Here is a 15,336-nt window from a genome sequence, read left to right on the forward strand (position 1 = left end):
GGCTGCTGCGCGAGGGGCCCGCCGGTGCCAGACTCGCAGACCATGGACTGGGAGCAGGTGCGTGCGTGGGTCGCCGGGTACGAGCGGGCCTGGCGCACCCCGGGCGTCGACGCGCTCGCCGGGATCTTCTCCCCGGACGCGAGCTATCGGCAGGCCCCCTACCTCGAACCCGTCGTCGGCCTTGCCGCCATCGGGCGGATGTGGGAGGCCGAGCGGGTCGGGCCCGATGAGAAGTTCCAGCTGACGAGCAGCCCCGTGGCGCTCGAAGGCGACACCGCCGTCGTCCGGGTCGAAGTCCGCTACGGCGGTTCGGTGCCGCAGGAGTACCGGGACCTGTGGGTCATCCGGTTCGCCCCGGACGGGACGTGCCGGGACTTCGAGGAGTGGCCGTTCTGGCCCGACAAGGACTACCGCGCCGCGCCCGGCTGACGCGCCGATTCTTCGCCCAGCGGTCGCCGGATGGTCACCGCCGCCTCACCGCCGCAGGAAGCACGGCCATCACGATGATCACGTGCAGGACGCGATCACGGCGGGCCCGCGCGGCCCGCGGAGAACACGGACCGTCGCGGTGCTCGGCGATTCGGTCGCCGTGGGCATGGGCGACCCGGTGGCCGGCGGCTGGCGCGGGTTCGCCCCGCTGCTGGCCGAGGCGCTCGGCGCCGCGGAGCTGGCGAACGTGGGGGCGAGCGGCGCGCGCATCGCGGCGGTGCACGACGCCCAGCTGCCCGCCGCGCTGCGGGCCGCGCCGGATGCCGCCGTGGTGATGGTCGGCATGAACGACACCATGCGCTCCGACTTCGACGCGGGCCACCTGCGGCGGCAGCTGAACGACGTCGTGGGGGCGCTCGTCGCCACGGGCGCGGTCGCCGTGACGATCCGCTACCACGACCACGGCCGGGTCTTCCGGCTCCCCGGGCCGCTGCGCAAGGCGCTGGCCAGGCGGATCGACGAGCTCAACCGGATCTTGGACGCCGTCGCCGCCGAACACGCCGCCGGCGTCGTGGACCTGGACCGGCTGCCGGGCTCCTACCACCCGGCGACGTGGAGCGTGGACCGGCTGCACCCCTCCGAGCTCGGGCACCGGATGCTCGCCGCCGCCTTCGCCGACCGGTTCGCCGCGGCCGGGCTGGCCGTACCGGGCACGGTGTCGCTGGAGTGCTCCGGCGGCGCGCGGGTCAGCGGGTTCGACCACCTTCGGTGGCTGCTCGCCAAGGGCGTCCCGTGGCTGTTCGGCCGCGGCCACCACCTCCTCCGGTACTCCCTGAAGATCCTCCTGCGCGCCGCGCTGGCACCCCGCCGAAACATTTCGTCCATTGAGGACTCCGAACGCGACGCGAATCCGGAAAAGCCGCTCAGGAACGTCGCCGCACCGGACTAGGATGCGTTCGACCGATCTCTGAACGGAGAAGCATGTTCAGCCATCCTCTCACCGAAGACGCCGCGCTGACGCCGCTCGAACCCTGGCAGGCCGCCGAGTTCACCGCCCACGCCGAGCGCTACCGCGACCACCTGGCACCGTGGCTGCCGTGGACCGAGATCGTCACCGACGAGGCGTCCGCCCGGGCCTTCCTGCAGAGCTACGCCGACCGGCAGGCCGCCGACGAGGGGCGCATCTACGGGATCCGGCTGCGCGGCGATCTCGTCGGCGGGATCCTGTTCCGGATCTTCGACGTGCCTTCGGGCGTCTGCGAGCTCGGCGTGTGGCTCGCGCCGGAGGCGGAGGGGCGGGGCCTGATCACGCGGGCCGCGACGCACCTGATCGGCTGGGCCATCGGGGTGCGCGGCATGAGCCGCGTCGAGTGGCGCAACGACGCGGACAACCACCGGAGCAAGGCGACGGCACAGCGCCTGGGCATGACCCTCGACGGCGTGCTGCGCGAATCCTTCCTGTACCAGGGCCGCCGCCGCGACGTCGAGGTCTGGTCCCTGCTCGCCTCCGACTGGCGCTCCCGCTCGTGAGAAATGATTTCTTCAATGGGCTTGCGTGGCGGTGCGGGTAGCGGCCCCCCTGCGGGAATTACGGCCGCCGTCTGGACTGTGGGAGCCCCGACTTACGTATGACCGAATACGCGGCATCGGGGCTGTCCTCGCCAGACGACGTCTGAGAACCCGCGGCGGTGCAAGCTGAGTCCCTCACCGCATGCGGCTGACGCCGCATTCCGAAAGGACGCGTAAGCCGATCCGCGCCCGGACGTCACCGGGCGAGCTCGCGGTACCGGTCGACGGATTGGCGCATGCCGTGATCCGGGTCGGCGTCGTAGGTGCCGTCCGGGTTCCGCGGCCCGAACGACTGCGGGACGTACAGCGAGGCACACGAGGGGTTCTCGTCGGCGAGGCGCCGGAACTCCGACCAGGCCTGGTCGTACCCGGCGATGTGGGCGCGGATGGCCGCCATGTCGTAGCTGCCGGTCCGGTCGCCGGCGAAGCCGCGCAGCATCGCGCCCCAGCCGTGGTGGATCACCCGGTGCAGCAGCAGCCCGTACCTGCTCGAAACTCGCAGATATTCGCGGGTTTCCGGATCCGTGGGCCGGATCTGGGCGGCCAGCCGGTCGATGCGGGCCCAGATCGCCACCGCGGCCGCCTTCTCCGCCAGCGCCGCGTCCACCAGCCCGGAGCATGTTGCGGACCCGCAAGTCCTCCACCGCGATCGGGCCGTGGTTTTTAGCCAGGTCCGTGTGTTCACGACTATGAACAGCAACAAGGAAGACACTTCCGCCCTTTGTGGACGATGTGCTGAGGAAGACCGAACCGCACGCTCTACCTGGACAGGAACCTGTCCAGGGTGATGGGCAGGTCCCGGACGCGGATGCCGGTGGCGTGGTGGGCGGCGTTGGCGATCGCCGCCGCCGTTCCCACGATGCCCAGCTCGCCGATCCCCTTGGCGCCCATCGGGTTCACGTACGGGTCGTGCTCGTCGATCCAGTCCGCCTCGATGTCGCCGATGTCGGCGTTGACCGGGATGTGGTACTCCGCGAAGTCGTGGTTGACCACGTGCCCGAACCGGGGGTCGACCACGCTGTGCTCGTGCAGCGCCATGGACAGCCCCATGGTCATCCCGCCCAGCAGCTGCGAGCGCCCGGTCTTGGCGTTGATCATCCGGCCGACCGCGAAGATCCCGAGCAGCCGCGGCACCCGGAGCTCCCCGGTCACGGTGTGCACCCGGACCTCCGCGAACTGCGCGCCGAAGCTGTGCATGGACAGCTGCCCGGCGTACGGGTTGTCCGGCAGCGCCCCGGTGACCTCCACGCCCTCGTCCGGGACCGGTTCCCCGGCCGGCAGCTCGGTGCGCAACCGGCGGGCCGCGTCCACGATGGCCGAACCCCAGCACAGGATGCCGGTCGACCCGCCCGCACCGGTGGCGTAGGGCAGGTCGGTGTCGCCGATGCTCAGCGCCACCTCGGACATCCCGACGCCCAGCGCGTCGGCCGCGATCTGGGTGAGCGCGGTCCACGCCCCGGTGCCGATGTCGGCGGCGCCGATGAGCACCCGGTAGCGGCCGTCCGGCCGGGCCTGGATGATGGCCCGCGAGCCCGGCATGCTGAACACCGGGTACGTCGACGCGGCCACCCCGGTGCCGACCAGCCACGGCCCGTCGCGGTGCGCGCGCGGCGCCGGATCGCGCCCGGTCCAGCCGAACCGCCGCGCGCCCTCGCGCAGGCAGGCGACCAGGTTCCGGCTGGAGAACGGCCGGCCGGTCTCGGGATCGGTGTCCGGCTCGTTGCGGATGCGGAACTCGACGGGATCCAGGCCGCAGGCGATCGCCATCTCGTCCATGGCGACCTCCAGGCCGAACATGCCCGGCGCCTCGCCGGGCGCGCGCATCCACGACGGCACCGGCACGTCGAGCTCGGCCAGCCGGTGCGTGGTGCGGCGGTTCGGGGCGGCGTACATGAGGCGCGTGGGCACGGCGGTCTGCTCGGCGAACTCCTTGATCCGGGAGGTCTGCTCGACCACGTCGTGGCTGATCGCGGTCAGCACGCCGGATGCCTCGCAGCCGAGCCGGATCCGCTGGATGGTGCCGGTGCGGTAACCGACCACCGAGAACATCTGCTGGCGGGTCAGGACGAGCTTCGCCGGTCGCGGGGCGACGAGCTGCGCGGCCATCGCGGCCAGCACCACGTGCGCGTGCGGCAGCCCCTTGGAGCCGAAGCCGCCGCCGGTGTGCGGGCAGACCACGTGGATCCGGTGCGGTTCCATGCCGAACAGGGCCGCGATCGTGTCGCGCACCCAGTGCACGCCCTGCGTGGAGTCGTAGAGGGTGAGCTCGTCGTCGGTCCACATCGCGATGGTGGCGTGCGGTTCCAGCGGGTTGTTGTGCTCCTGCGGCGTGGTGTAGGTGGCGTCGACGACCACCGCCGCGGCGGCCAGCGCGCCGTCCACGTCGCCTTCGACGGTGTCGGTCGGGAAGCCGCCGTTGACCTCGCCGGGCTTGACCAGGTCGGTGCGGGCGGGGTGGAGGGAGACGTCGTGGGTGCGCGTCTCGTAGCTCGGCCGCACCAGGTTCGCCGCCCGCCGGGCGGCCTCCGCCGTCTCGGCGAGCACCGCGCCGATGAACTGCCCGCGGAAGGCGACCTCGGGCGACTGCAGGATCGCCAGTTCGGCGTCCTTGGTCGAGGCCAGCCGCGGCGCGTTCTCGTGGGTCAGCACGCCCAGCACGCCGGGTTCGCGCATCGCCGCCGCGGTGTCGATGCCGGTGATCCGCCCCAGCGCGATGTCCGACTGCAGCGGGAACACGTGCACCGGCCGCTGGACCGGGTGCTCCGCCGCGTACAGCGCGGCGCCCCGGACCTTCTCGTCGCCTTCGATGCGGTCGACGGGCGCGCCGATCAGGCTGGTCGTGGTGGTCATCTCCGCACCCCCGCGAGCTCGGCGAGGACGTCGACGATCATGTTGCGCGTCAACGGGATCTTGAACTCGTTGCCGGGCAGCGGCCGCGCGTCGGCGAGCTCCGCATCGGCTGCCTCCCGGAACTTCTCCTCGCTCGCAGCGGCTCCGCGCAACACCATCTCGGCCCGGGTCGCCCGCCACGGCTTGTGGGCAACGCCGCCCAACGCCAGCCGGACGTCACGCAGCTCGCCGTCGGCGACGTCCGCGGCGGCTGCCACCGACACCAGCGCGAACGCGTACGACGCGCGGTCGCGGGCCTTGCGGTACCGGGAGTTCACCGCGAAGCCCAGCGACGGGATGTCGATCGAGGTGATCAGTTCGCCGTGCTCCAGGACGGTGTCCCGCTCCGGCTCGTCGCCGGGCAACCGGTGCAGCCCGACCAGCGGGATCGCTCGCTGTCCGTGCGGCCCCTGCGTGTTCACCACCGCGTCGAGCGCGACCATCGCCACCGCCATGTCGGACGGGTGCGTGGCGACGCACGCTTCGGACGTGCCGAGGATCGCGTGCTCGCGGTGGAAGCCCTCCCGCGCCGAGCAACCCGTCCCGGGCTCCCGCTTGTTGCACGGCGTCGTCACGTCCTGGAAGTAGACGCATCTGGTTCGCTGCAACAGGTTCCCGCCCGTCGTCGCGAGGTTGCGCAGCTGGCCGGAGGCGCCCGCGAGCACCGCCTGCGAGAGCAGCGGGAAGCGCTCGCGGATCACCGGATCGGCGGCCAGCGCGGTGTTGGTGACCGCGGCGCCGATGCGCACGAACTCGGGGTGCTGCTCGATCCGGCCGGAGGTCAGCCGCCGGACGTCCACCAGCACGTCCGGCTGCTCGACCTCCAGCTTCATGAGGTCCACCAGGTTGGTGCCGCCGGCCAGGAACGCGGCGGTGGGCGTCGCGGAGAGGGTGTCCACCGCGGTCGCGACGTCGGCGGCGCGCTGGTAGCGGAACGGCTTCATCGCTGCGCCACCTCCGCGATGGCCGGGACGATGTTGGCGTACGCGCCGCAGCGGCAAAGGTTCCCGCTCATCCGCTCGCGGATCTCGTCGGCCAGCCCGGCGCCGTCCGCGGTGACCGCGCTCGGCTCGCCGTCGCGCATCTCGCACAGCACACCGACGGCGGAGCACACCTGGCCGGGCGTGCAGTACCCGCACTGGAACGCGTCGTGCTCGATGAACGCCCGCTGCACCGGGTGCAGGTCGGCGCCGGCGAGCCCGTCGGCGGTGCGGAACTCGGCGCCGTCGAAGGCCACCGCGAGCATCAGGCAGCTGTTGACCCGGCGGTCGCCCATCAGCAGGGTGCACGCACCGCACTGGCCGTGGTCGCAGCCCTTCTTCGCGCTGGTGATCCCCAGCGCTTCCCGCAGGGCGTCGAGCACGGTCGTGCGCGTGTCGACGGTGAACCGGTGCTCGGCCCCGTCCACGACGAGGGTGATCTCGGCTTCCACGGTCCCTCCCCTCGAATCTGTGCGACAGGCGTACCCGGGAGGCCGCCGAGTCACTCACGCCCCGTCAGAGGCCTTCTTCCTCCGCGGCTCGGTCGTCGATGCTCTCGTCGATGCCGTTTCGTGGCTGTTCGGGCTCGATGTCGGGCACCTCCTCGGCCAGGTGTTCGTCGAGCGACTCGCCCTCCCGTTCACTCCGCGGGGTCGGGCGATCGCGGGTCTCCGCGGACCAGTGCTCGGGCGGCTCGACGCCCTGTTCCACCGGGTCGCCGCCGAGTTCGTCCGCGTCCAGGCCCTCTGCGCCCGGCAACGTCGTCGGTTCCTGCTCCTCGGCACCGCTTCGCGGTTCGGACATGCTCGTCACTCCTCCTCCGACCGGTCCCGGTTGCCGGGATGCGGAAAGTCGCCGGCGGATCGCGCGTCCTCCAGGCCGGCCCAGGGGTCGGTCTTCTGCGCCAGCCGCCGCGCCATGTTCGCGAGGCCGTAGGACTGGGGCGCCGCCCGGCCGAGCTCGTCGAGGTCCAGCGGGGTGGCGGCCGGGGCGCCGGGGCGGGCGCGCAGCGAGTAGGGCGCGATCATCGTCTGGCCGTAGGCGTTGCGGTTGGTGTCCAAGAAGATCCGGTTCCCCCGCTTGTCCTTCCGCTGTTCGATGGTGAGCCGGTCCGGCTCGTCGCGCGCGGCCTGCTCGGCGAGCTCCCGGATGGCGGCCCGGACCTCGTCGAAGCCCCGCTCGCCGCGCAGCGCGGCGGCGACGTGGAACCCCTTGCCGCCGGTGGCCTGCACGTGCGGCGACAGGCCGACGTCCCGGAACCGCTCGCACATCCGCCGCACCACCGCGCGGAGCTCCGGCAGGTCCGCCCCCTCGGGCGGGTCGAGATCCAGCACGGCGAGTACCGGCCGGTCCAGATCATCCACGGTGGACAGTCCGATGTGGAACTCCAGGCACGCCTGACCGGCCAGGTAGAGCAGGGTCGGCGCGTCCTCGACGACGACGTGGTGCACCGTGCCCGGCTCGCCCCGCTGCGGCACGGCCGCCACCCGCACCCAGTCCGGGAAGTGGTTCGAAGCCTCCTTCTGGAAGAACCCGCCGGAGCCGATGCCGTCCGGGAACCGGCGCAGCGTCATCGGCTTGCCGCGGGTGTGCTCGATCATCACCTCCGCTACGGAGCGGAAGTACTCGATTACATCCCGTTTCCGGTACTCGTCGTCGGGGTATAGGACCTTGTCCGGGTTGGACAGTTCGATCCGCCGCCCGTCGACCTCCACCAGCGCGGTCACCGGCCGTCACCGCAGCTCGTCGTTGGTCCGGCCGGTGAGCACCGACTCCGGTTGCGTGCTGACCGGGTTGCGCCGCCGGTCGGCGCCCTCGTCTGCCACCTTCACCAGCAGCCACTGCTCGCGGCCCCGGAACTCCGCGCGGGTCAGGGCGAACGCCCCGCGGAGCTTCTCGCCCTCCAGCCACACCTTGACGTGCCCGGCGGAAAGCCCATCGGCCATCGCAACCGGCTTACCGTCGCTTTCGGTGTCGTTGCGATAGGTCCCGGCGTCCCACACGACGACCGTGCCTGCGCCGTAGCCCTCCGGGATCGCGCCCTCGAACTCGGCGTAGTCGAGCGGATGATCCTCGGTCGGCGTGGCCAGCCGCTTCTCGCGCGGGTCCGGCGACGGGCCCTTCGGCACGGCCCACGACTTGAGCACGCCGTCCACCTCCAGCCGGAAGTCGTAGTGCAGGCTCGACGCGTCGTGCTTCTGCACCACGAACCGGGGCCGCTCCCCCGGCTCGCCGCCGGTGGGCTCCCCGGATCGCGCGAGATCGCGTTTGCGACGGTAGGTCGCCAGATCGTTCTCGGCCATGTCATCCGCGTACCCAGCGGGCGGCCCGATCAATCGGATGGCGGGTACGGCCGTTCGCGCGATGTCCGTTGACCGGGCAGCGGCCTCTCATTGAGACGATCGGGTGAAGTGTGGAACTCCGGGCCGCCGCATTTGGTCCTATGGGGCGAGAACCGACTGGGGCCGAGCCCGGGAGAAGACCTATGCAACAGCACGTGCACGCCGAACTGATCGGCGGCCCCGAAGACGGCCGCTCGTTCATCATCCCCGCGCCGGACACGGATTTACCCCTCGGCCAGTTCACCTTCCCGTCCCCGCGCGACGGCGAAGCGCCCTGCGCCCGCTACGACCGGCACGACCGGCGCGCGGACGGCGTGTGGCGCTACCAGTACGCGGGCGAGCACAACATGCTCCGCTGACGTCGCCGCCCCAGTCCTCAGTGGATCCTCCTTCGGTCACGTCGCGTGACCGCCGCGGTCACGCCGCGTTCGCGAATCGGTCCAGCCGGGCGCGCGGTGAATAGTTAGCCTGCATAAGGAATTCCGCGCGGCACCAGTCCAGGAGGAACCGTGTCCCTCACCGAGCGAATCAGCAAGGCGATCGCCGCCCCCGCCACCGACGACGCCTTCGATCCGAACGCCGGGCTCGCCGACCTGCTGGCCGGCGTCGGGCTGGGCCCGGCGGACGCCGGTGGGCGCGTCTCCTTCCGCGGCGCGGACCCGGTGGTGCCGAGCCCGCTGCGGCTGGGCGGGGCAGCGGGCATCGCGCTGGCCGCCAAGTCGGTCGTGATGGCCAAGATCTGGCAGCTGCGCGGCGGGCGCGGCCAGGACATCTCGGTGGACCTGCGCACGGCCCCGCACCGGCTGTGCCCGTTCTACGACCGCCGGTGGGAGCTGCTCAACGGTTATCCCGGCGCGAGCCCGGCGAACCCGAGCAACGCGCTGGGCTTCGCCTTCTACCGCACCGCCGACGACCGGTGGGTCATGCCGCTCAACCCGTACCCGAAGCTCAAGGTGGGGGCGCAGAAGCTGCTGGGCGTGCCGGACGACGCGGCGGCGGTGGGCCGCGCCATCGCCGGCTGGCGGGCCGGCGACCTGGAGGAGGCGGGCGAGGCCGCGGGCGTGGTCATGCCGATGCTGCGCAGCCCGGCGGAGCTGCTCGCCGAGGTCCAGTACCGCGACTTCTTCGCCGACATGCCGCTGATCGAGGTCACCAAGATCGGCGAGAGCGACCCCGAACCGTTCCGCCCCGGCAGCGCGCCGCTGGACGGCGTCCGCGCGCTGGGCATGGGGCACGTGATCGCCGGGGCCGGCGTCGGGCGCGCGCTGGCGCTGCACGGCGCGGACGCGCTCAACATCTGGCGCCCCGGCGAACTCGAACACGACACCACGTACATCACCGCGAACGTCGGCGTCCGATCGGCCACAGTGGACCCGTACCGGGCGGAGGGCGCCGCGCTGATCCGGCGGCTGCTCGCCGGCGCCGACGTGTTCTACGCCAACCGGCGGCCCGGCTATCTGGAGTCGATCGGGCTGTCGCCGGAGGAGGCGGCCGCCACCCGCCCGGGCATCATCCACGCGACCGCGATGCTCAACGGCAGCGCCGGGCCGTGGGCGCAGCGGGTCGGCTTCGACCAGTCCGCGGGCAGCCTGGTGGGGATGATGAACCTCGAAGGCGACGGCGAGACGCCGGCGCTGCCGCCGATCCTGGTGGTCAACGACTACATCGTGTCGTGGCTGCTCGCGCTCGGCGTCGGCCAGGCGCTCATCCGCCGCGCCACCGAGGGTGGCAGCTACCGCGTGCACGTCTCCCTGACCCGGGCCGCCCTGTGGATCCTGAGCATGGGCATCTTCGACCGCGACTACGCCCACTCCGTCGCGGGCACCGGCGAGGAGCACGCCTACCTGGACCCGGAGACGTTCACCGCCGACACGCCCCTCGGCCGCTACCAGGGCGTCACCGACCAGGTCCGCATGTCGGAAACCCCGGGCGCCTACCGGCACGTCCTGCTCCCCCGCGGCGCCAGCCGCCCCGAGTGGCTCCCCCGCTGATGAGCCTGTTTCCAAACTCATCTTGCGTGGCGGTGCCGGTAGCGGAACCTCAGGCGCCTTCTCGCTGTGGGATCCCCGACATCATGAATGCCAATTCACCACGTCGGGGCTGTCCTCGCGAGAAGCCCCCTGAGAACCCGCGGCGGTGCAAGCTGCAAGGGTGGGCTAAGCGGCTGCGCCGCTTCAACGACAAAACCCCCGTGTGACCACACCTCACACCAGGACATCAAAACAGCCTCCATAGCAACACGAACTACACACGGGCCGACAGGACTGGTCCCGGGTGCCCCTCGCCGCCGGTGACGGGGTGGTGTGACAGGGTTCGGGCATGCGGATCGCTACCTGGAACGTCAACTCCGTCGGCGCCCGGTTGCCCAAGCTGCTCGACTGGCTGGGCAAGGCCGAACCGGACGTGCTGTGCATCCAGGAGCTCAAGTGCGCCGCCGATGCCTTCCCCGTCGACGAGGTCGGCGAGCTCGGCTACGAGGTCGCCGCGCACGGCGCCGGGCGCTGGAACGGCGTGGCGGTGCTGTCCCGGGTCGGCATCGACGAGGCGCGCCGCGGGCTGCTCGACGAGCCGGGCTTCCAGGCCGACGGCGCGATGTTCGAGACCCAGGAGCCCAGGGCGATCGGCGCGACGTGCGGCGGCGTGCGGGTGTGGTCGGTGTACGTTCCGAACGGCCGCGAGGTCGGGCACCCGCACTACGCGTACAAGCTGCGGTGGCTCGACGCGCTGCGCGCCACCGCCATCGAGGAGCTGGCCGCCGACCGGCCGTTCGCCGTGCTCGGCGACTTCAACATCGCCCCGACCGACGCCGACGTCTGGGACATCGCGGCCTTCGAGGGCAGCACCCACGTCACCGAGGACGAGCGCAAGGCGCTCGCCGCGCTCGCCGAGACCGGCCTCGCCGAGGTCTACCCGCGGGCGCTGAAGTACGACGTGCCGTTCACCTACTGGGACTACCGCCAGCTGCGCTTCCCGAACAACCAGGGCATGCGCATCGACCTGGTCTACGGCAACGAGCCCTTCACCGGTGCGGTCGCCGACTCCTACGTCGACCGCGAGGCCCGCAAGGGCAAGGGCACCTCGGACCACACCCCGGTGGTCGTCGACCTCGACCTCTGACGCGCGCCGCCGCCGGGCGGAGGCGCGGTTCCGCGAGAAGGCGACGTTCACCCGGGTGACGATCGACGCCCCGCCAGGCGCGTCACCGCTCAGGTTCGAACTCGTCGAAGATCAGCCAGGTGTGGCAGTTCCGGACCCCGGGCAGCGACTGGATGTGGTCGAAGACCAGGTTCCGCAGCGACAGGTTGTCCTCCGTCCGGACCCGCACCACGAAGTCGAAGTCCCCGGCCACCAGCGCCACGTGCTCGACGCCGCTGGTCGCGGCCAGCCGCCGGGACACCTCGGGCCAGGTGCCCTGCTCGATGGACAGGCCGATGAGGGCCGCCGTGCCCCGGCCCACTTTGACCGGGTCGACCCGCGCGTGGAAACCCGTGATCACCCCGCTGGAGATCAGCCGCTCCACGCGGCTGTGCGCGTTGGTGCGGGAGATGCTCACGCGCTCCGCCAGCGTGCGGACGGACATCCGCCCGTCCCGGCCCAGCTCCTCGACGATCCGCGCGTCGATCTCGTCCAGCGCCGGTGCCGATCGTCCGGACCGGCCGCCCCGCGAATCGATCCCGATGGACGTTTGGTCGACCATGTTGCTTCCTCGATGCCGTTCGTTCCGATTATCCGGCCATGACTTGTATCACGTGACCGACTTGGCCGACCATCTCAAGCCAGTCGTCCTGAGGAGGTTACGGCCGTGGAATGGCTTCCGTCGAGCAGCCCGGTGCGGTTGCTGGAGCAGCCCGATCCGAAGTACCCGATGCCGGAGCCCACCCGGCTGCTGGAGGCGTACCGGGCGATGGTGCTCGGCCGCCGGTTCGACGCGCAGGCCACCACGCTCACCAAGCAGGGGCGGCTCGCGGTGTACCCGTCCTCGCGCGGCCAGGAGGCCTGTCAGGTCGGCGCGGTGCTGAGCATCGGCGCCGACGACTGGCTGTTCCCGACCTACCGCGATTCGGTCTCGCTGGTGGCGCGCGGCATCGACCCGGTCGAGGTGCTGACGCTGCTGCGCGGGGATTGGCACTGCGGGTACGACGTCCCTGCGACCCGCACCGCGGCGCAGTGCACGCCGCTGGCCACCCAGACGCTCCACGCGGTCGGGCTGGCCCACGGCGAGTCCCGCAAGGGCAACGACACCGTGGCCATGGCGCTGCTCGGCGACGGCGCCACGAGCGAGGGCGACTTCCACGAGGCGCTCAACTTCGCCGCCGTCTTCCGCGCGCCGGTGGTCTTCTTCGTGCAGAACAACGGGTACGCCATCAGCGTCCCGCTCGCCAAGCAGTCGGTCGCGCCTTCGTTGGCGCACAAGGGAATCGGCTACGGGATGCGCAGCGAGCAGGTCGACGGCAACGACGCCGCGGCGGTCCTGTCCGTTTTGGACAGTGCGGTGGCGCACGCCCGCGCCGGGAACGGCCCGTTCCTCGTCGAGGCGCACACCTACCGGATGGAAGCGCACACCAACGCCGACGACGCGACGCGGTACCGGCCGCCCGGGGAGGTCGAGCACTGGCAGCAGCGGGACCCGATCGGGCTCCTGGAGCGCCACCTGCGCGAGGGCGGCCACCTCGACGACGCGGCGGTGGAGCGGATCGCCGCGGAGGCCGAGGAGTTCGCCGCCGGGGTGCGCACCCGCATGCAGCAGGATCCCGAGGTCGATCCCGAGGACCTCTTCCGGCACGTCTACGCCGAACCGACCCCGCAGTTGACCGAGCAGCTCGCCCAGCTCCGGACCGAACAGGAGGCGCTGTAATGGCACCAACCAGCATGGCGCAGGCGCTCAACGCGGCGCTGCGCGACGCCATCGCCGAGGACGAGCGCGTGGTGGTCTTCGGCGAGGACGTCGGGCGGCTCGGCGGCGTCTTCCGGATCACCGACGGCCTGCAGGCCGAGTTCGGCGAGGACCGCTGCTTCGACACGCCGCTGGCCGAGTCGGGCATCGCCGGGTTCGCGGTGGGCATGGCGATGGCCGGCTTCCGCCCGGTGGTGGAGATGCAGTTCGACGCCTTCGCCTTCCCCGCGTTCGAGCAGGTCGTCTCGCACATCGCGAAGATGCGCAACCGGACGCGCGGCGCGGTCGGCATGCCGATCGTCATCCGGGTGCCGTTCGCGGGCGGCATCGGCGGCGTGGAACACCACTGCGACTCCAGCGAGGCCTACTACGCGCACACCCCGGGCCTCAAGGTCGTCGCGCCGGCGAACGCCGCGGACGCCTACTCGATGCTGCGCGAGGCCATCGACGATCCCGATCCGGTGGTGTTCCTGGAAGCGAAGAAGCTCTACTGGTCCAAACAGGACATCGAGCTGCCGGCGAAGGCGGAGCCGATCGGGCGCGCCGCGATCCGCCGGCCGGGCCGCGACGCGACGCTGATCGCCTACGGCCCCGGCGTGCCGCTGGCCATGGAAGCCGCCGCGGCGGCCGAGGAAGAGGGCTGGGACGTCCAGGTCGTGGACGCGCGCAGCCTGGTGCCCTTCGACGACGAGACGATCACCGAAGCCGTCCGCAGCACCGGGCGTTGCGTGGTGCTCCAGGAGGCTCCCGGATTCGCCGGTGTGGCAGCGGAAATAGCCGCGCGAGTGCAGGAGCGCTGCTTCCACTCGCTGGCCGCGCCGGTGCTGCGCGTAGCGGGCTTCGACGTGCCGTACCCGCCGCCGAAGCTGGAGCACGCGCACCTGCCTGGCGTCGACCGGGTGCTCGACGCGCTGGACCGGCTGCAGTGGGAGGACCAACCGGACGCGAAGTGGCTCGGCGGAGCCCGGAGCCAGGAGGACGCCGCATGACGCGCTCCGCGGAGTTCGCGCTGCCCGACCTCGGAGAGGGCCTGACCGAGGCGGAGATCGTCCGCTGGCACGTCGAGGTCGGCGACCGGGTCGAGGCGGACCAGGTCGTCGTCGAGGTGGAGACCGCCAAGGCGGTCGTCGACGTGCCCTGCCCGCACGCGGGCGTGGTCGTGACGTTGCACGGCGCCGCCGGCGACGTGCTGGCCGTGGGTGCGCCGCTGACGACCATCGCGTGCGACGACGCGCCGCACGAACAGCACCGCACCGAGGAGCGGGCCGGTTCGGGCAACGTGCTCGTCGGCTACGGAACCGGCGGAACGGCCACCCGCCGACGCCGCCGGGCGCACACCACGTCGCGCACGCTGCGAAGCGCGGAGCCTCAGATCGCGTCGGTCGCGCCGAGCCCGAACGGCGCTCCGCGCGTGCTCTCGCCGATCGTGCGCCGGCTCGCCAAGCAGCACGGCGTCGATCTGTCCAATGTGGTCGGCACCGGGCCGTGCGGTGTCATCCTGCGCCGCGACGTGGACTCCGCGGCGCGCCCCGAACCGCCCCAGCGGGACGGCGAGATCCGCACGCCGCTGCGCGGCCTCCGCGGCGCCGTCGCCGACAAGCTGGCCCGCAGCCGCCGGGAGATCCCGGACGCCAGCACGTGGGTGGACGTGGACGCGACCCGCCTGCTGGAGGCCCGTGCGCTGCTCAAGGAGCGCGCGGACATCAGCCTGCTGTCGCTGATCGCCCGCTTCTGCGTGGCGGGCCTGCGGCGGTTCCCGGAGCTCAACGCCTCGGTGGACACCGAACGCGGCGAGATCGTCCAGTTCCGGCACATCAACCTCGGCTTCGCCGCGCAAACACCGCGCGGCCTGATGGTCCCGGTGGTCCGCGATGCCCACGAGATGAGCACGGCGCAGCTCTCCGAAGCGATCGCGCACCGCACCGGCCTGGCCCGTGCGGGAGACCTCGAACCCAAGCACCTCACGGGCGGCACGTTCACGCTCAACAACTACGGCGTGTTCGGCGTGGACGGCTCCACCCCGATCATCAACCACCCGGAGGCGGCGATCCTGGGCATCGGCAGGATCATCGACAAACCCTGGGCCCATCAGGGCGAACTGGCCCTCCGGAAGGTGACCCAGCTGTCTCTGACGTTCGACCACCGGGTCTGCGACGGAGCAACGGCAGGAGGCTTCCTCCGCTACATCGCGGACTGCGCCGAAAACCCGATCACAGCCCTCGCCGACCTCTGA

Annotated in this window: 17 protein-coding genes; 9 read left to right on the forward strand and 8 right to left on the reverse strand. The window is 71.8% G+C overall.

The window, feature by feature from the left end; all coding sequences use genetic code 11:
• The first annotated feature begins 24 nt into the window (after positions 1-24).
• The 3 genes from AC07FN_RS35935 (at position 25) to AC07FN_RS35945 (ending at position 1,959) form a co-directional block, all read left to right on the forward strand.
• Complete coding sequence (locus tag AC07FN_RS35935; protein ID WP_478399652.1) at positions 25-429, forward strand: YybH family protein; 405 nt, start codon at positions 25-27, stop codon at positions 427-429.
• An 82-nt stretch (positions 430-511) separates the two neighbouring features.
• A complete protein-coding gene (locus tag AC07FN_RS35940; RefSeq protein WP_478399653.1) occupies positions 512-1,378 on the forward strand; it encodes an SGNH/GDSL hydrolase family protein in 867 nt (288 codons plus the stop codon).
• Positions 1,379-1,410: 32 nt separating this feature from the next.
• On the forward strand, positions 1,411-1,959 hold the full coding sequence (locus tag AC07FN_RS35945; RefSeq protein ID WP_478399654.1) for a GNAT family N-acetyltransferase: 549 nt from the start codon (positions 1,411-1,413) through the stop codon (positions 1,957-1,959).
• Between the two features lie 235 nt (positions 1,960-2,194).
• Here AC07FN_RS35945 and AC07FN_RS35950 read toward each other — a convergent pair whose 3' ends face one another.
• The 7 genes from AC07FN_RS35950 to AC07FN_RS35980 form a co-directional block, all read right to left on the reverse strand.
• Entirely contained in the window at positions 2,195-2,605 is a 411-nt protein-coding gene (locus tag AC07FN_RS35950; protein ID WP_478399655.1) for a hypothetical protein, read from the reverse strand.
• Between the two features lie 152 nt (positions 2,606-2,757).
• A complete protein-coding gene (locus AC07FN_RS35955; protein ID WP_478399656.1) occupies positions 2,758-4,848 on the reverse strand; it encodes a xanthine dehydrogenase family protein molybdopterin-binding subunit in 2,091 nt (696 codons plus the stop codon).
• Positions 4,845-5,831 (reverse strand): FAD binding domain-containing protein, encoded by a 987-nt coding sequence (locus AC07FN_RS35960; RefSeq protein WP_478399657.1) that lies wholly within the window; start codon positions 5,829-5,831, stop codon positions 4,845-4,847. Before AC07FN_RS35960 ends, AC07FN_RS35955 begins: the two co-directional genes overlap by 4 nt.
• Positions 5,828-6,319: a 2Fe-2S iron-sulfur cluster-binding protein gene (locus AC07FN_RS35965; RefSeq protein ID WP_452613119.1), complete on the reverse strand. Its 492-nt coding sequence runs from the start codon at positions 6,317-6,319 to the stop codon at positions 5,828-5,830. Before AC07FN_RS35965 ends, AC07FN_RS35960 begins: the two co-directional genes overlap by 4 nt.
• A gap of 64 nt (positions 6,320-6,383) precedes the next feature.
• The gene (locus AC07FN_RS35970) at positions 6,384-6,671 is read right to left on the reverse strand and encodes a hypothetical protein (RefSeq protein WP_478399658.1); all 288 of its coding nucleotides are present in this window, start codon (positions 6,669-6,671) and stop codon (positions 6,384-6,386) included.
• A 5-nt stretch (positions 6,672-6,676) separates the two neighbouring features.
• The gene (ligD, locus tag AC07FN_RS35975) at positions 6,677-7,594 is read right to left on the reverse strand and encodes a non-homologous end-joining DNA ligase (RefSeq protein ID WP_478399659.1); all 918 of its coding nucleotides are present in this window, start codon (positions 7,592-7,594) and stop codon (positions 6,677-6,679) included.
• Between the two features lie 6 nt (positions 7,595-7,600).
• Positions 7,601-8,170, reverse strand: coding sequence for a DNA polymerase ligase N-terminal domain-containing protein (locus AC07FN_RS35980; RefSeq protein WP_478399660.1), 570 nt, complete (start codon positions 8,168-8,170; stop codon positions 7,601-7,603).
• 182 nt (positions 8,171-8,352) lie between these two features.
• Here AC07FN_RS35980 and AC07FN_RS35985 point away from each other — a divergent pair, with 182 nt between their 5' ends.
• The 3 genes from AC07FN_RS35985 (at position 8,353) to AC07FN_RS35995 (ending at position 11,326) form a co-directional block, all read left to right on the forward strand.
• Positions 8,353-8,568, forward strand: coding sequence for a hypothetical protein (locus AC07FN_RS35985; RefSeq protein ID WP_358571865.1), 216 nt, complete (start codon positions 8,353-8,355; stop codon positions 8,566-8,568).
• A gap of 150 nt (positions 8,569-8,718) precedes the next feature.
• A complete protein-coding gene (locus AC07FN_RS35990; protein ID WP_478399661.1) occupies positions 8,719-10,200 on the forward strand; it encodes a CoA transferase in 1,482 nt (493 codons plus the stop codon).
• A 328-nt stretch (positions 10,201-10,528) separates the two neighbouring features.
• Positions 10,529-11,326 carry an exodeoxyribonuclease III gene (locus AC07FN_RS35995; RefSeq protein ID WP_478399662.1) on the forward strand — a complete coding sequence of 266 codons (798 nt, stop codon included), beginning with the start codon at positions 10,529-10,531 and terminating at the stop codon, positions 11,324-11,326.
• An 82-nt stretch (positions 11,327-11,408) separates the two neighbouring features.
• Here the strand turns inward: AC07FN_RS35995 and AC07FN_RS36000 are convergent, their stop codons facing one another.
• Positions 11,409-11,906 carry an Lrp/AsnC family transcriptional regulator gene (locus tag AC07FN_RS36000; protein ID WP_478399663.1) on the reverse strand — a complete coding sequence of 166 codons (498 nt, stop codon included), beginning with the start codon at positions 11,904-11,906 and terminating at the stop codon, positions 11,409-11,411.
• A 105-nt stretch (positions 11,907-12,011) separates the two neighbouring features.
• On the opposite strand from AC07FN_RS36000, the gene pdhA reads away from it, so the two are divergent.
• The 3 genes from pdhA to AC07FN_RS36015 are packed head-to-tail and all read left to right on the forward strand — an operon-like array spanning position 12,012 to position 15,336.
• The gene (gene pdhA / locus AC07FN_RS36005; protein ID WP_478399664.1) at positions 12,012-13,064 is read left to right on the forward strand and encodes a pyruvate dehydrogenase (acetyl-transferring) E1 component subunit alpha; all 1,053 of its coding nucleotides are present in this window, start codon (positions 12,012-12,014) and stop codon (positions 13,062-13,064) included.
• Entirely contained in the window at positions 13,064-14,092 is a 1,029-nt protein-coding gene (locus AC07FN_RS36010; protein ID WP_478399665.1) for an alpha-ketoacid dehydrogenase subunit beta, read from the forward strand. Before pdhA ends, AC07FN_RS36010 begins: the two co-directional genes overlap by 1 nt.
• Positions 14,089-15,336 carry a dihydrolipoamide acetyltransferase family protein gene (locus AC07FN_RS36015; protein ID WP_478399666.1) on the forward strand — a complete coding sequence of 416 codons (1,248 nt, stop codon included), beginning with the start codon at positions 14,089-14,091 and terminating at the stop codon, positions 15,334-15,336. The genes AC07FN_RS36010 and AC07FN_RS36015 overlap by 4 nt, the downstream gene beginning before the upstream one ends.

Source organism: Saccharopolyspora sp. NPDC045941, from assembly GCF_056431445.1.

Coding starts and splice junctions, on each gene's coding strand:
- AC07FN_RS36015 (WP_478399666.1), top strand. CDS start 14,089: ATGACGCGCTCCGCGGAGTTCGCGCTGCCCGACCTCGGAGAGGGCCTG.
- AC07FN_RS35995 (WP_478399662.1), top strand. CDS start 10,529: ATGCGGATCGCTACCTGGAACGTCAACTCCGTCGGCGCCCGGTTGCCC.
- AC07FN_RS35945 (WP_478399654.1), top strand. CDS start 1,411: ATGTTCAGCCATCCTCTCACCGAAGACGCCGCGCTGACGCCGCTCGAA.
- AC07FN_RS35955 (WP_478399656.1), bottom strand. CDS start 4,848: ATGACCACCACGACCAGCCTGATCGGCGCGCCCGTCGACCGCATCGAA.
- AC07FN_RS36000 (WP_478399663.1), bottom strand. CDS start 11,906: ATGGTCGACCAAACGTCCATCGGGATCGATTCGCGGGGCGGCCGGTCC.
- AC07FN_RS35970 (WP_478399658.1), bottom strand. CDS start 6,671: ATGTCCGAACCGCGAAGCGGTGCCGAGGAGCAGGAACCGACGACGTTG.
- AC07FN_RS36010 (WP_478399665.1), top strand. CDS start 13,064: ATGGCACCAACCAGCATGGCGCAGGCGCTCAACGCGGCGCTGCGCGAC.
- AC07FN_RS35960 (WP_478399657.1), bottom strand. CDS start 5,831: ATGAAGCCGTTCCGCTACCAGCGCGCCGCCGACGTCGCGACCGCGGTG.
- AC07FN_RS35980 (WP_478399660.1), bottom strand. CDS start 8,170: ATGGCCGAGAACGATCTGGCGACCTACCGTCGCAAACGCGATCTCGCG.
- AC07FN_RS35985 (WP_358571865.1), top strand. CDS start 8,353: ATGCAACAGCACGTGCACGCCGAACTGATCGGCGGCCCCGAAGACGGC.